The organism is Reyranella sp. (genome assembly GCF_965279465.1).
Classification (GTDB): Bacteria; Pseudomonadota; Alphaproteobacteria; order Reyranellales; family Reyranellaceae; genus Reyranella.
Map to the genome: position 1 here is coordinate 1,996,282 of NZ_OZ257242.1, position 15,403 is coordinate 2,011,684.

The 15,403-nt window shown below is 65.9% G+C and carries 12 protein-coding genes; 9 read left to right on the forward strand and 3 right to left on the reverse strand.

All coding sequences use genetic code 11. From position 1 onward, the window contains the following. The first annotated feature begins 6 nt into the window (after positions 1–6). From ACQY8M_RS09765 to ACQY8M_RS09780, 4 genes are read left to right on the forward strand one after another with little or no spacing between them, the layout of a single operon-like run. On the forward strand, positions 7–1,524 hold the full coding sequence (locus tag ACQY8M_RS09765) for a carboxylesterase/lipase family protein (RefSeq protein ID WP_428671315.1): 1,518 nt from the start codon (positions 7–9) through the stop codon (positions 1,522–1,524). Next, a complete protein-coding gene (locus ACQY8M_RS09770) occupies positions 1,521–2,624 on the forward strand; it encodes an enolase C-terminal domain-like protein (protein WP_428671317.1) in 1,104 nt (367 codons plus the stop codon). Before ACQY8M_RS09765 ends, ACQY8M_RS09770 begins: the two co-directional genes overlap by 4 nt. Next, positions 2,621–3,082, forward strand: coding sequence for a YaiI/YqxD family protein (locus tag ACQY8M_RS09775; RefSeq protein ID WP_428671319.1), 462 nt, complete (start codon positions 2,621–2,623; stop codon positions 3,080–3,082). Before ACQY8M_RS09770 ends, ACQY8M_RS09775 begins: the two co-directional genes overlap by 4 nt. Next, positions 3,079–4,038, forward strand: coding sequence for a Bug family tripartite tricarboxylate transporter substrate binding protein (locus ACQY8M_RS09780; RefSeq protein ID WP_428671321.1), 960 nt, complete (start codon positions 3,079–3,081; stop codon positions 4,036–4,038). Before ACQY8M_RS09775 ends, ACQY8M_RS09780 begins: the two co-directional genes overlap by 4 nt. A gap of 62 nt (positions 4,039–4,100) precedes the next feature. On the opposite strand, the gene ACQY8M_RS09785 is transcribed toward ACQY8M_RS09780, so the two are convergent. Beyond that, the gene (locus tag ACQY8M_RS09785; RefSeq protein WP_428671323.1) at positions 4,101–5,696 is read right to left on the reverse strand and encodes an ABC transporter substrate-binding protein; all 1,596 of its coding nucleotides are present in this window, start codon (positions 5,694–5,696) and stop codon (positions 4,101–4,103) included. A gap of 130 nt (positions 5,697–5,826) precedes the next feature. On the opposite strand from ACQY8M_RS09785, the gene ACQY8M_RS09790 reads away from it, so the two are divergent. From ACQY8M_RS09790 to ACQY8M_RS09805, 4 genes are all read left to right on the forward strand, one after another. After that, positions 5,827–6,834 carry an extracellular solute-binding protein gene (locus ACQY8M_RS09790; RefSeq protein ID WP_428671325.1) on the forward strand — a complete coding sequence of 336 codons (1,008 nt, stop codon included), beginning with the start codon at positions 5,827–5,829 and terminating at the stop codon, positions 6,832–6,834. Positions 6,835–7,134: 300 nt separating this feature from the next. After that, positions 7,135–8,127, forward strand: a complete 993-nt coding sequence (locus ACQY8M_RS09795) for an ABC transporter ATP-binding protein (protein WP_428671327.1) — start codon at positions 7,135–7,137, stop codon at positions 8,125–8,127. 8 nt (positions 8,128–8,135) lie between these two features. After that, complete coding sequence (locus ACQY8M_RS09800; RefSeq protein ID WP_428671329.1) at positions 8,136–9,776, forward strand: ABC transporter permease; 1,641 nt, start codon at positions 8,136–8,138, stop codon at positions 9,774–9,776. A 112-nt stretch (positions 9,777–9,888) separates the two neighbouring features. Beyond that, positions 9,889–13,110 carry an AsmA family protein gene (locus tag ACQY8M_RS09805; RefSeq protein ID WP_428671331.1) on the forward strand — a complete coding sequence of 1,074 codons (3,222 nt, stop codon included), beginning with the start codon at positions 9,889–9,891 and terminating at the stop codon, positions 13,108–13,110. A gap of 52 nt (positions 13,111–13,162) precedes the next feature. Here ACQY8M_RS09805 and ACQY8M_RS09810 read toward each other — a convergent pair whose 3' ends face one another. Then, on the reverse strand, positions 13,163–13,837 hold the full coding sequence (locus ACQY8M_RS09810; protein ID WP_428671333.1) for a DsbA family oxidoreductase: 675 nt from the start codon (positions 13,835–13,837) through the stop codon (positions 13,163–13,165). Positions 13,838–13,908: 71 nt separating this feature from the next. On the opposite strand from ACQY8M_RS09810, the gene ACQY8M_RS09815 reads away from it, so the two are divergent. Continuing rightward, a complete protein-coding gene (locus ACQY8M_RS09815; protein WP_428671335.1) occupies positions 13,909–14,610 on the forward strand; it encodes an SDR family NAD(P)-dependent oxidoreductase in 702 nt (233 codons plus the stop codon). A 101-nt stretch (positions 14,611–14,711) separates the two neighbouring features. Here ACQY8M_RS09815 and ACQY8M_RS09820 read toward each other — a convergent pair whose 3' ends face one another. Next, the gene (locus ACQY8M_RS09820; RefSeq protein WP_428671337.1) at positions 14,712–15,374 is read right to left on the reverse strand and encodes an HAD family hydrolase; all 663 of its coding nucleotides are present in this window, start codon (positions 15,372–15,374) and stop codon (positions 14,712–14,714) included. Positions 15,375–15,403 lie beyond the last annotated feature (29 nt).

The window sequence follows — 15,403 nt, forward strand, 5'->3', positions numbered from 1 at the left end:
ATGCGTATGGCAGAGGTCATCGTCGAGACGGCGTCCGGCAAGGTGCGTGGCCAAAAGGAGCGCGGCGTCAGCATCTTCAAGGGCATTCCCTATGCCGCCGCGCCGCTCGGCGAAAATCGATTTCGCCCGCCCCGGAAGATCGAGGCGTGGACCGGCACGCGCGATGCGCTGGCCTACGGCAATCTCGCGATCCAGGCGGACAATGCGTTCGCCCTGCCGCCCGATCTCCTGGCGATCTGGCCGCTCGGCGGTGTCGAAAAGACGAGCGAGGATTGCCTCTATCTCAATGTTTGGACGTCAGGTACGTCGGGGGCGTCGCGGCCGGTGATGTTCTGGTGCCACGGCGGCGGATTCTTCACCGGCTCGGGCTCGTCGCCATGGACGGACGGCGCCAATCTCTGCCGGCTCGACGATGTCGTGGTCGTGTCGTTCAATCATCGCCTCGGCGCGCTGGGCTATCTCCATCTCGAGGACATTGCCGGCAGCGATTTCGCCGGGGCAGGGACAGCGGGCGTGCGCGACATCGTCGCCGCACTCGAATGGGTGCGCGATAACATCGCCACCTTCGGAGGCGATGCGGGAAACGTCACGATCTTCGGCGAGTCGGGCGGCGGCGCGAAGGTGAGCGTGCTGATGGCGCTGCCCTCGGCCAAAGGTCTGTTCCACAAGGCCATCATCCAGAGCGGCCCCGCGCTGCAGATGGCCACGCGCGAGGATGGCACGAAGACTGCGCGGCAGTTCCTGGGCGAACTCGGCCTCGGCGACAAGGATGCTGCCAAGCTGCGCAGCCTGCCCGCCGAGAAGATCCTCGCGGCACAGACGGCCGTCCAGGCGTCGGTCAGCGGCGCCTCGATCGCCGATCGGCGGCGGCTGGGCTTCAATCCGGTGATCGATGGAACGTTCTTTCCCGGCGGCCCGTTCGCGCCGGCCGCGCCGGCGGCCTCGGCCGACGTGCCGCTGATGATCGGCTCCAACAAGGACGAGCAATCCCTGTTCCTCGGCCATCTGCCGTGGGTCACCGGCGCGACGTTCGATAATCTTCCGGAGGCGATGAAGCCTTATCTGGGGGAACGCTCGGCGGAGATCGTTGGAAGATATCGCACCGCACAGCCGGCGCTGTCCGCCGACCAGCTCGGCCTGATCATCGTCGGCGATCTCGGCGTACGCATGATGTCGCTGCAGATGGCGGAGCGTAAGCTGGCGCAGAAGGCGGCCAAGGTTTTCGTCTACCTGTTCACCTGGGAGACGCCGGTGCTCGGCGGTCGCCTGCGTTCCTGCCACACGCTCGAAATCCCCTTCGTCTTCAACACGGCCGACACGGCCGCGTTGACCGGCGACGATCCGGCGCGGCTGCCGCTTGGAGAAACGATGGCCCGCGCATGGATCGCCTTTGCCAGGAGCGGCAATCCCGGCTGGCCAGCCTACGATCTTGCCGATCGGCCGACGATGATATTCGACCTCAAGAGCCGAGTTGAAAACGACCCGTTCGGCACAGAACGGCGAATTTGGGAGGAAAAGCGATGAAGATCACCGACGTTTCCCTGACGCTTTTTGCCTGGGACGACATCCCGCCGACGCAGTACGGCCTGCACAGCCGCTTCGCCGGCTCGAGCGCGCTGGGCCTCCTGCGCATCCGCACCGACGACGGCGTCGAGGGCAATGCCTTCCTGGGCTCCGCCTCGAACTCGGCGACGACCGACGGGCAGGGGCTGATCACCCATCTCAAGCCGGTGCTGATGGGCAGGGATCCGATGCATCGCGAAGCGATCGTCGTCGACCTGTGGCGCAAGCAGCGCGCCTGCGGCGTGCGCGCCATCGGCGCGGTTGACGTGGCGCTGTGGGATCTCGTCGGCAAGGCAATGGGCCAGCCGATCCATCGGCTGCTCGGCACCTTCCGCGAATCGGTGCCGGCCTATGCGAGCTCGGCCGTGCTCAAATCACCCGAGGCGTATGCGGAGGAAGCGGTCGAATACAAGGACTACGGCTGGGCCGCCTACAAGATCCATCCGCCGACGCGCTGGCAGGAGGACATCAAGGTCTGCGAGGCGGTGCGCAAGGCGGTCGGCGACTACACCATCATGCTCGATTCGACCTGGGCCTACGATTATCCGGCCGCGGTGCGGGTCGGCCGCGCCGCGCAGGACCTCGGCTACTTCTGGTACGAGGACCCGCTGCACGATCAGGACGTCTACAACTACGTGAAGCTGAAGCAGGCGCTGTCGATCCCGATCCTCGCCACCGAGTACCCGATCGCGGGCCTCGAATCCTACCAGCCGTGGATCATGCTGCAGGCGACCGACTTCCTGCGCGGCGACGTGGCGGTGAAGGGCGGCATCACCACACTGGTGAAGACGGCGCACCTCGCCGAGGCCTTCCGCATGAACTACGAGGTCCATCACGGCGGCAACTCGCTCAACAATGTCGCCAACCTCCACGTCATCGCCTCGATCCGCAACACGACCTTCTTCGAGGTGCTGCTGCCCGACGCGGCGCAAAAGTACGGGTTGGAGCAGGACATCGTCGTCGGCCGCGACGGCATGGTGCATGTGCCCAACGGCCCCGGCCTCGGCGCCGCCATCGACTTCAAGCTGATCGAACGGAAGAAGGTGGCCATCCTGTCTTGACCGCAATCTATGTCGATGCCGACGCCTGCCCGGTGAAGGCGGAGATCTATCGAGTCGCCGAGCGCTACGCGCTCAGGGTCTTTGTCGTCAGCAACTCGTACCTGAACGTGCCGCGCGATCCCCGGCACGAGCTGGTGGTGGTGACCGACAGCTTCGATGCGGCCGACAACTGGATCGCCGAGCGGGTCGGGCCTGACGACATTGTCGTCACGGCCGACATCCCGCTCGCCGACCGCAGCATCAAGGCCGGTGCCTCGGTGATCGGCAATACCGGGGTGCCTTTCACCCCGGCGTCGATCGGCATGGCGATGGCCAACCGCGAGCTGCTGTCGAACCTGCGCGCCATGGGCGAGATCACCGGTGGGCCCAAGCCGATGGCCCAGCGCGACCGCTCGCGCTTTCTCTCGGCGCTCGACGAGGCCATCCAGAAGATCAGGAGAAAGGGAGGAACAAGATGATCAGATTGCTTTCGTTCGTCGTTGCGTTCTGCGCGCTGGCCTTTCCGGCGTGGGCGCAGGCTTGGCCGACAAAACCGATCCGGCTCATCGCGCCCTTCGCGCCGGGCGGCGGGGTCGATATCGCGGCGCGTCTGGTGGGAGCGAAGCTGCAGGACATCCTGGGCCAGCCCGTTCTGGTCGAGAACAAGCCGGGCGGCGGCGCCATGATCGGCGCCGAGATCGTCGCCAAAGCGCCGCCTGACGGCTACACGCTGCTCCTCACCTCGAACTCGCTGGTCAACAGCCCGACGCTGTTTGGCCGCGCGCCGTTCGATTGGCGCAAGGACTTCGCCTTCATCACAACGATCCTCGAGCAGCCGATGGTGCTGGAGGTCAATCTCGAAACGCCGGCCAAGTCGGTGGCCGATTTGGTAGCACTCGCCAAGCGTGACGGGTCCAAGCTTTCGTTCGGCACGTCCGGCGCCGGCTCGATCAATCATCTCGCCGGCGAATGGCTGGCGCAGATCACCGGCGCCAAATGGGAAATGGTGCATTACAAGGGCGCCGCTCCTGCCAACGCCGACCTGATGGGCGGCCTGATCCAGATTCAGTTCGACCAGATCGGTGCCGCCCTGCCGGTGCTGCGGTCCGGCAAGGTCCGACCGCTCGCGGTGACCTACCTGCAGCGCTCCAGGCTGCTGCCCGACGTGCCGACCATGGCCGAAGCCGGCTTCCCGGGCTTCGAGGCCGTCACCCTGTTCGGCCTGATCGCGCCGGCGAGGACGCCGCCCGACGTGATCGCAATCCTCAGCAAGGCGATGGAGAAAGTGCTGACCGATCCGGCGATTGTCGCGCGCTTTGCCGAGATGGGCGGAGATGCGAAGTTCTCGACGCCCGACGGTCTGCGCGACGCATTGGCCAGGCAGGCCGCGACCTGGACGCCGGTGATTCAGAAGGCGAACATCAAGCTGGAATAATCTTCCTCCCCGCGCCGCCCGCGGGGAGGAACATGATCGGTCGTTTGCGTGTGAAGCGTGCGCTACTTGTCGAGCCAGACGTCCTCGTAACGGAAGCCGTTGTAGACGCTGTTCACGTTGGCGACGTAGCCCTTCACATAGGGCTGCATGCAGATCGCGGCGCGGTTCCACATGATGACCGGGCGGGCGTTGTCCTCGAGCAGCTTCTGGTCGATGTCCCACACGACCTTCTTGCGCTCGGCCGGGTCGGTCATCGCCGACTGCTTCTCCATCAGCTTCTCGATCTCGGGATTGCAGTAGCCGGTGTAGTTGCGTTCCGACTTGCAGGAGAAGTTCTCGAAATAGTTCTGGTCGGGATCGTCGACGCCATTGCCGGTGGTGTTGAGGCCGACCGAGTACTGCTTGCGCCCGATCTTGGTGAACCACTGCGCCGTCTCGATGATATCCACGTCGGCGTCGATCCAGATCTCCTTGAGCTGGCCGGCCAGGATCACCGCCGGGTCCTTGTAGAGCGAGATGCCGCGCGTCGAGATCTTGAGCGCCAGATGCTTGTCGGGCCCATAACCTGCCTTCTTCATCAGCTCGCGCGCCTGCTCGCGGTTCTTCGCCACGTCCGGTCCGTAGCCCGGCACGGCGGTGAAGATTTCCTTCGGCAGCCCCCATACGCCGTCCGTCGGCGGCTGCATCGTGCCGCCGAGTTCGGCATCGCCCTGGTTCAGGATGTCGACGAACGCCTTGCGGTCCATGGCGAGATTCAGCGCCAGCCGCAGGTCCGGGTTGTCGAACGGGGGGGCGTCGCGGTTCAGGATCAGGTTGGTGCTGTTGTTCATCGACGTGACCTGGCATTGCGCGGTCGGCAGCTGGGTCTTGATGTCCTTCAGCAGCGGGATCGTCACTTCCCACGGGAAGGTGATGTCGAAGCGGCCGGACATGAAGCTCAGCATCGCGGTGCCGCGGTTGGGCACGATGGTGTAGTCGATGCCGTCGAGATAGGGCTTGCCCTTTTTCCAGTAGTCGGTGTTGCGCGTGACCTTGATGCTCTCGTTCTGCTTGAACTCCACGAACTTGAAGGGTCCGGTGCCGATCGGCTTGGTGCGCATCTGCGCCGCCGGCACGTGGCAGGGGTACATCGGCGAGTAGCCCGAGGCGAGCAACGAGGGCAGCGACGGCTGCGGGCGCTGCAAATGCACGGTAACCTCGTAGTCGCCGTTGGCCGTGACCTTGTCGACGTTGCCGTACCAGGTCTTGCGCGGATTGGTGCGCAGCTTGTCCTCGCCCTTGCCGGTCAGCAGATCGAAGGTGCAGACCACGTCCTTGGCGGTGAAGGGCTTGCCGTCATGCCATTTCACGCCTTCCTGCAGCTTGAACGTCAGGTCCTTGCCGTCGGCGCTCCACGCCCACGACTTGGCGAGCTCCGGCACGATCGACTTCGGGCTGTTCTGGGCCACGGTCTGGTCGTAGACCACAAGATTGTTGAACACCCCCATCATCGGGATGACGGTCGAGTTGGTCGATGATTCGTGGATCGAGAGCGTCGGCGGATTGTCGCGGTGGTACATCTTGAGGACGCCGCCGCTCTTCTGGGCGAACGCCAAACTGCTCGAGCAGACAAGGGCGGCCAAAAGGGCGCCCCCCAACAACATTGGACGCATGAACATTTCCTTCCCTGATCGCGCCGCATGTTTCCCGACAAATGGGAGCTGCGGCGTCGTTGCGGCGACATTCTACATTGCTCGCCCGAACGCGACAGGTTCAAATCGCCGCTGCACCGCAAACGGGAAAGCCTTAATGAAGACGTCGAAGGTTCATTGGCTCGTGACGCTTGTGTCACTTGTTGTCGCCCTGGGCGCCGGCGGTGCGCAGGCCGAGAAGAAGCTGGTCGTCTACACCTCCAACGAAAGCACGCTGAACGACCTGGTGTTCGGTGCCTTCAGGAAGGAAACCGGGATCGAGGTCGAACCGGTCGCTGCGGGATCGGGCGTGGTGATCCGCCGCCTGCAGGCCGAGAAGGCGCGGCCGCTGGGCGACATCATCTGGGGCGTCAGCCGCTCGCTGCTGCAGACCAACAAGGCGCTGTTCGAGCCCTATGCCTCGAAGAACAGGGACGCCACGCCCGCGGAGTATCGCGATCCCGACGATCTCTGGATCGGCAACAACCTGCACCTGCTGGTGATCCTGCAGAACACCAGGCTGGTGCCGGCCGACCAGGGGCCCAAGGGCTGGGCCGACCTGCTCGATCCGAAGTGGAAGGGCAAGATCGCCTTCACCGATCCGGCCAACTCGGGCTCCGCCTATGCGACGGTGACCATGCTCGTCGACCTGTGGGGCGGCGGCGACGCCGGCTGGAAGAAGGTCGGCGATCTGTTCCGGAACCTGAAGGTGCTGAACCGCTCGTCGCTGGTCTTCCAGGGCGTCGGCAACGGCGAGTATCCGCTCGGCATCTCGCTCGAGTACGCCGGCCCGATGTGGGCCGCGGGCGGCGCTCAGGTGAAGGTGGTCTATCCTGCCGACGGCACCACGGCCTCGATGGAGGGCGTGGCGATCGTCAAGGGCGGGCCGAACAACGAGTCCGCCAAGGCCTTCGTGGACTACATCAATCGCAAGGACGTGCGCGAGATGATCCTGAAGGCGACCTTCCGCCGCCCGACGCGCAGCGACGTCGATCTGTCGACGCTGCCGGGCGATATGCCGTCGATGTCGGCGGTGAAGATCATCAAGTACGACGAGGACGGCTGGACCGACAAGCGCGCCAAGACGCTGGAGAAGATCAAGGACGTCCTGCAGGAATCGCGCTGAAGATGACCCATTGCCCCGTCGTCCCGAGCGAAGCGAAGCGTAGTCGAGGGACCTGCTTAATCCGGCCGGCGTTGCATGAAGAGGTCCCTCCACTCCGCCTCGCTGCGCTTGGCTCCGGTCGGGACGACGGAGTATGACCGGTATCATCATTGTGGGCGCCTCGCTCAAAGCTTCCCTCCCCCGCTTGCGGGTGAGGTGGCGCGGTAATCCGCGACGGAGGGGGTGTGACGCACCAACTCCGGTGCCTTCCCCCTCCGTCGGCGATTACGCCGCCACCTCCCCCGATTACGGGGGAGGAGAATGAGCGGGATCACGATACAAGGCGTTAGCCGGCGCTTCGGCTCCGTCCTCGCAGTGGACAACGTCGACCTGACGATCGAACAGGGCGAGTTCTTCACGTTGCTCGGCCCATCGGGCTGCGGCAAGACCACCCTGCTGCGCATGATCGCCGGCTTTTGCGAGCTCGACAGCGGCGAGATCCGCTTCGGCGAGCACCGGATCGACAGGTTGTCGGCGCATCGGCGCGATATCGGCATGGTGTTCCAGAACTATGCGGTGTTTCCCAACCTCACGGTTGCCGGCAACGTCGCCTATGGACTCAAGGCTCGGCGGATTCAGGCTGACGAAGAGTCCCGCCGGGTCGACGAGGCCCTGGCGCTGGTCCAGCTCGCGGGCTACGGCGCGCGCAAGCCGCACGAGCTGTCAGGCGGGCAGCTGCAGCGGGTCGCCATTGCCCGCGCGCTGGTGATCCGACCGCAGGTGCTGCTATTCGACGAGCCGCTCAGCAACCTCGATGCGCGGCTGCGGGTCAGCATGCGGGCCGAGATCCGCGGGCTGCAGAAGTCGCTCGGCATCACCGCGATCTACGTCACCCATGACCAGGAGGAGGCGATGTCGGTGTCCGACCGCATCGCCCTGATGAACGCCGGCAGGCTCGAGCAGGTCGGCCTGCCGGTCGACATTTATCGCCATCCTGTGTCGCGCTTCGCGGCCGAGTTCATGGGCACGACCAATCTCGTCAAGGCGACGGAGCTCGGGTTGGCTGCGCCGGTCTGGGTGTCGCTGCGCCCCGAAGCCCTGCGCTTCGCCGAGGAGGCGCCGGCTGGCTGGCAGCGGTTCGCCGCCACGATCGTCCGGCTCGAGATGCTGGGGCCGCTCACCCGCCTCGATGCCACGCTTGCCAACGGCACGTTGATCCGGATGGCGACCCTCGATGCACCGCATTCCGCCCCGACGGTCGGCACCGTCGTTTCGCTCGCTTTCGATACGGCGCGGTTGACGGTCGTTCCGTGAGGCTCGCGGTGCCGCATCAGCAGCGCCTGCCATTGGCGATCGCGGCGCTCGGCCTGCTGTTCCTCGGTGTCTTCCTGCTCTACCCGTTGTTCAATGTCTTCGGCGCCAGCCTGCTGGATTCGGAAGGGCAGTCCTTCACCTTCGCCAACTACGTCAAGATGCTGGGCCGCCCGTTCTATCGCGCCGCAATCGTCAACACGCTCGGCATCGGCGCCGCGGCCACGGTGATCACCACGGTGCTCGCCGTGCCGCTCGCCTTCGCCCTGGCCCGCCTGCCGATCCCGGGCAAGGCGGCGATCCTGGCGCTGGCCGCCATGCCGCTGGTGCTGCCGTCCTTCGTCAGCGCCTACGCGATCGTGCTGCTGCTCGGCAATTCCGGCATCGTCACCAAGGCACTCCAGGGGGTCGGCCTGAATATCGGCTCGATCTACGGCGCGGGCGGCATCGTGCTGGTCTACACGCTGACCCTCTATCCTTACGTGCTGCTGCCCACGGTCGCGGCCTTCAAGGCGGTGGACGTGTCGATCGAGGAGGCCGCGCAGGGCCTCGGCTCCTCGCCCGGCCGTACCGTGCGCACGGTGATCCTGCCGATCGTGCTGCCCGCGATCCTGGCCGGCGCGCTGCTGGTCTTCATCGAGACCCTGGAGAATTTCGGCGTGCCCTTCGTGCTGGCCGAGGACCTGCCGATCTTCGCGGTCGAGGCCTTCAAGCTGTTCATCGGCGAGACCGCACCGAACCCTGCCTCCGCCGGCGTGCTGGCAACCCTGCTGATCCTGACGACCGTGCTCGTGCTGCTGGTCCAACGCCGCTTCCTGTCGTCGCGCCGCTTCGCGACCAACGCGCGGCAGGCGCCGCCCATCCTGAAGATCGGCCCGGCCTTCCGGATCCTGGCGACGGTCTATTGCTGGACGATCGTGCTGCTGGCGCTGGTGCCGTTCTTCGCCATCGTCGCGCTGTCGTTCCTCGAATTCCGCGGCCCCGTGCTGCACGGCAACTTCAGCCTCGCCAACTTCGCCACCCTGTTCGACCGCGACCTGCGTCCCTTGGTGAACACGCTGGCCTTCGCCTCGGCGGCGGCGCTGTGCGTGACCCTGATCGGCGTGCCGATCGGCTACGTCGTGACGCGCTACCGCGCTGGCGTGGCGACCGTGCTCGATGTCGTGGCGACCTTGCCCTTTGCCGTCGCCGGCACCGTGCTCGCCATCGGCTTCGTCGTGTCCTTCAACGCCGGCCCGGTGATCCTGACCGGCGGCCCTCTGATCCTCGTGCTCGCCTACACGGTCCGCAAGGTGCCGTTCGCGGTGCGTTCGGCCAGCGCGATCGTGCACCAGATCGACGTATCCCTCGAGGAGGCCTCGATCAGCCTCGGCCGCTCGCCGCTGCAGACCTTCCTGCGCATAGTCGTGCCGCTGATGCTGGGCGGCATCCTGAGCGGCGTGGTGCTGACCTGGGTGACGGTGGCGTCGGAGCTGAGCGCCACAGTCGTGCTCTACAGCGGCCCGTGGCGTACCATGACGGTGGTGATGTTCCAGGCGCTCGAAGGCGGAGGGGCCGGCATCGCGACGGCGGCCGCCTCGACCCTGATCGTGGTGACCCTGATCCCGGTCGCGCTGCTCTACCGTCTGCTGCGGCGCTACGAGCTCGGCTGAGGAGGTGGAGGGATGACGGGACAGGGCAGAAAACCGGCAGTGGCGGTGAAAGCGTCTGGCGTGTCGCTCGAATCAATGAACTTAATGCGGTCCGCCAACGTTTAGCTACGCCATGCGCTTGCGACTGAAGCCGTTCCTGATCATCGCCGCCATTGTCGTGCCGCTCCTGGGCGCGGCGTATGCGGTGCCGCGCCTTCTCGACGTCGAGAGCTACAAGCCGGCGCTGGCCGACGCGGTGAAGCGGGCGACCGGCCGCGAGCTGGTGATCGACGGCCCGCTCAAGCTGACCCTGCTGCCCGTGCCGCGCGTCAGTGCCCGCAGCGTCCATTTCGCCAATGCGGTCGGCGGCACGGGCGCCCAGATGGTCGAGGTGCGATGGATCGGCGCCTCGCCGTCGTGGTCGGCCCTCCTGCAGGGCCGGGTCGAGATCGGCAGGTTGATCCTGTACAAGCCGGTCGTCGTGCTGGAGGCCGATGCCGACGGCGTGCCCAACTGGGAGTTCAAGCCGGGCGCCGGTGCCGAGCAGGCGGCGGGCGCACCGAGCGAGGGCCTGCATCTGGCGGTCGGCAAGCTCGACATCGTCGACGGGACGCTGAGCTACACCAATCCATTGACCAAAAAGACGATCAGGGCCGAGCAGGTCAAGGCCACGGCCTCGGTCGGCTCGCTCAAGGGTCCGTTCTCGATCGACGGCACCGCGACCGTCAACGGCGTGCCGCTGTCGCTCGGGATTTCAGTCAATGCGCCGAGAGACGATGGCGCGAACGATGCCAAGCTCGCGGTGAAGGTCCCGAACGGGCACCTGTCCTTCGATGGCCGGACGAGCGCGATCGCGTCCGATGCGACGATCAGCGGTCAACTCGAGGTGACGACCGGCGGGTTGACAGAGTTCATCGCGGCGCTGTTGCGCGCGATCGGTGAAGCGATGCCTGCCTTCGATTCTTCGGTCGTCGGCAGCTTCGCCTTCACCGGCGGCGTCGAAATCTCGCCGACCCGCCTCGCGGTCAACGACTTCAAGGCGTCGCTGGGCGGCGACTCGGCGGCCGGCACGCTGGCGCTGGCGTACGGCAAGCAGCCGTCGCTGCAGGGCAAGCTGTCGTTGCGCCAGGTCGATCTCGACAAGTGGCTGGAGCTTCTGGCGCAGCCCGGCGTGTTCCTGCCGAAGACGACACCTTCGACCCCGCCGGCCAAGCCGGCGACTGCGGCCAAGCCCGCGGCGCCGACCGCCAGCCTGTCGCCGTTTCCGCCGCAGCTCGGCGTCGATCTCGATCTCGACGTCGGCGAGACGACCTTTCGCAAGGGCACGATCCGCGATCTCGTTCTGGCGCTGCAGGTCCGCAACGGCGCAATCACTGTACCTCGCCTCGAGGCGGTGCTGCCGGGCGAGATGCTCGTGCAGGCCGATGCGGCGGTGGATGCCGCGGGCAAAGGGGCGGGCACCTTCACCCTGACGGGCAGCAAGCTGCGCGACACGCTGGCCTGGCTCGCGATCGATGCGAGCGGCGTGCCCGAGGACAAGCTCCACAGCCTGTCGGTGAAGGGCAAGGCCGCCTCGACTGCCGGCAGCGTCAACGTGACCGATGCGACGCTGGAACTCGACGGCCAGCCGGCCAAGGGTGGCGGATCGCTGACGTTCGGTCCGCCGTTCACGCTGTCGGCGACGCTGGATGTCGACCGGTTCGACCTCGATGCCTACATGCCGAAATCGAGCGCGCCGGTGGTGTCGGCCCCAGCCGATGCCGTGGACGCCGTTCCGCCGACCAAGCCTGGTGCAGCGCCGGACAAGTCCACGCCGAAGCTGCAGCTCAAGTCCAGGATCGCGAAGCTCATCTATCGCAGCGAGACGCTGAACGGCGTGGAGGCCAACGGCACGGTGCAGGGCAACCTTCTCACCCTCGATGGCGTCAAGGTCGCCGACCTGCTGGGTGCGAAGATCGACCTCAAGGGCAGCGTTGTCGATTTCGCCCGGCAGCCGCGTTTCGATCTTACCTTCAACGCCACCATGCCGGACACCGAGAAGCTGCTCGCCTACGCGCAGCTGCCGAAGTTCATCAACGGCAAGATCGGGCCCTCCTCGGCGAGCGGCGGCGTGGCCGGCACGTTCGATGCGTTCAGCCTGCGCAACGCCACCGTGTCGATGCTGGGCTCGACCGCAGTTGCCACGGGCGCGCTCAAGCTGGGCGATGCATTCAGCTACGATTTCTCGAGCTTCTCTCTCCGGACGGCCGACGCGGGTCGCCTGATCGCAGTCGCGGCCGGCCGCGCGCCCACCACCAGCGTCGGCGCCATCGGGGCCAATGGTACGCTCAAGGGCACCGACAAGCAGGCAACTTTCGATGGCGAGCTCGATGCGTTCGGGGTCAGGACCCAGGGCTCGCTGGCGGCCACGCTCGGCATGCGTCCGAACATCACCGTCAAGTGGCGGGTGCCGGGGACGTTCGATGTCGATCAGGTGCTGGGCGTCTCTGCGGACGCACCTGGAACCCCTGCCACCGTGGTGCCGGCCGCGGGCGCCGCGCCGCTTGCGATTCGGAAACCAGGTGTGGCCACCGGCAAGCCGATCGACCTGTCGGGCCTCAAGGCCTTCGACGCGACGATCTCGCTCGAGACCAGCGCCACGAGCATTGCGTCCTTGAACGTCACCTATGCCGACCTCGAGGCAACATTGCGCAACGGCGTGCTGAAGATCTCCAAGCTCACCGGGCAATTCTACGGCGGTGCGGTCGACTTCACCGGCACCGTCGATGCCTCGGGACAGACCGTGATGGTCGACATGACGGGCTCCCTGCAAGGCATCTATGTCGGCGAGATGCTGCGCGGCACGGCAGGCACCAACAATTTCAACAATCCCAATCTCAGCCTCTCGATCGACGGCAAGCTGAGCGCCATGGGAATCCAGCTCAAGGCGCAGGGCAAATCTCCCGAAGAGATCCGCGACAACTTGACGGCGACGGCGGGCCTGAGCGGCTACGTCTATCCCGCCGTCACGCAAGGCTCGATCGACTTTGCGCGCTTCGCCACCAGCGTCGGCAGCATCTTCAGCGACGACATGGCTTTCATCTCGGCAATGCTGCGGGGTTTCGTCAATCGGCAGAATCCTATCCAGGGCCAGATGTCAATCGGCGGCGGCGCCGTGACCTTGCAAAACCCGACCGTGACGGGAGCCGGCACGACGGCGACCATCGCCGGCAGCACCAGCCTTACGGCAGCGACCACCGACACCGTTGTCAGCATCAACAGCGGTAACGATCAGACGAAATCGGACTTCGTGATCAACGTGAAGGGCCCCCTCGCCTCGCCCATGATAACGACCGGGCGAGGGCCGTCGCGGTAATCGTCATTGGACCAATGACGATGCTGTCCTTCGCTTCGCTCGGGATGGCAGCTTACGCCGCCTTGTTCTTCAGCAGTTCCCAGGCGCGATGGAAGGTGTCCGCCATTTCGCGGGCCGGCACGGCGCCGGAGAACAGCACACGGCCTTGAAGCGCGAAGCTCGGCACGCCGTTGATGCCGCAGTTGCGCGCCATCTGGTCGCCCGCCAGCACCTCGCGTTTGCCCTCGTCGCCCGCCAGCATGGCAAGCACCGCGTCGTATTCGAGGCCGCCGCGCTGGCCGATGTCGGCCAAGACCTTGTCGTCGCCGATGTCGGCGCCGTTGCAGAAATAGGCGTCGAACAGCGCCTCGACCACGCCGTCCTGCGCGCCCTTCTGGCCGGCGAAGCGGATCAGGCGATGGGCCTTCAAGGTGTTGGGCGTGCGGGTGAGCTTGTCGAGATGGAATCCAATGCCGACGCCCGCGGCGGTCTCGGTGATACGCTCGTCCATCTGCCGCGAACGCTCGGCGCTGCCGAACTTGGCCAAGCGATACTTGGCGCGGTCGACGCCTTCGGCTGGCATCTCGGGATTGAGCTGGAAGGGATGCCAGGCGACGGTGAAGTGCTGCTTGTGAGTTCTTTCCAGGATATCGAGGGCGCGTTCGAGTTGGCGCTTGCCGATATAACACCAGGGGCAGATGACATCGGAGATAACGTCGATACGTCCGGCGACTGCGATCCTGTCCATGGGAAAGTCCTTTCCGTCGACAAGGTTTAGCCTATACCGGACTTGCTACCCGAGCAATGAGGGCACCACTGATGGACAAGCCGAAATACCGCTCTGCGCTGATTGTCGGAACCGGACCCGGGCTCAGCGCCTCGCTTGCGCGACTGTTTGCCCGCAACGGGCTCGCCGTCGCCATTGCCGCCCGCCAAACCGACAAGCTCTCGGCACTGGCCGGCGAGACGGGCGCAGCCGTTCACAAATGCAACGCCGCCGATCCGAAGGATGTTGCGGCCCTGTTCGAGGCGGTCGAGGCGAAATCCGGCGCGCCGGACGTTGTGGTCTACAACGCCAGCGCCCGGGTGCGTGGCCCGCTGGTTGATTTGCCGCCGGAAGACGTGAAGCGTGCCATCGAGGTCAGCGCCTTCGGCGCCTTCCTGGTCTCCCAACAGGCCGCCAGGCGAATGCTGCCCAAGGGCGAGGGCGCGATCCTGCTGTCGGGAGCCACCGCCGGCGTGAAGGGTTTCGCTCTCTCGGCCACTTTCGCGATGGGAAAGTTCGCCCTGCGCGGTCTGGCGCAGTCGATGGCGCGCGAGCTCAGCCCCAAGGGCATCCATGTCGCGCATTTCGTGATCGACGGCGGCATCCGCAGCGCCGCGCGGCCGGTGCCGGGAGACAACCCCGACAGCCTGCTCGATCCCGATGCCATCGCCGAGACCTACTGGGCCACGATGCAGCAGCATCGCAGCGCGTGGAGCTGGGAGGTCGAGGTCCGGCCGTGGGTCGAGAAATTCTAAGCTCGTTGGACCGCGCGCTTCCAGCGCGCTCATACGCACCTATGAATGCGCTACATCATGAGCGCGCAAGGATGCGCGCGGTCCAATGAGTATGAACCTGCCTACGTGCCGCCGTTCATCCGTCGCAGCACTTCATGCAGGTCCTCGGCGATGTGGAAGCACTTGGCCCGCGCCTCCTCGGTCGGCGGCAGGATGTCGATGACCATGACCGCCCGCATGCCGGCGGCGTGGGCGGCGATGATGCCGATGCTGGAGTCTTCGAACGCGACACATCGCTCTGCCGCCACGCCCAGCCGCTTAGCCGCTTCGAGATAGAGGTCGGGCGCCGGCTTGGGGTGCTCGACGTCGTCGCGCGTCGCGAGTGCGGCGAACCGGTCCAGCAGTCCCGCGCGGCCCAGGTTGCGCTCTGCGGTTGCCCGGCCCGCCGACGTGGCGATGGCGAGCGGCAATCCCCGGTCCCGGAGGAAGTCGAGGAGCTCGACCACGCCCGACTTCACCGGGACGCGCTCGCTCATCTGGCGCTGCACGCTGGTCGAGAAGTGGCCGCGGAACACGGCGAGATCGAAGCCCGCGCCATAGTGCTCCTGAAGCATCAGATTGCACTCGAGCGACGGCACGCCGACCATCGCGTGGCATAGCTCGATAGGCAGCGGAAGGCCGAGGGTGCGGGCGGCGTCCTGCATGCCGGCGATGTAGACCGATTCACTGTCGATCAGCGTACCGTCCATGTCGAAAATGACGGCCTCAACGGGTTCCTCGAACATGGTTTCGTTCTAAGCTCGCGGCCGGAAAC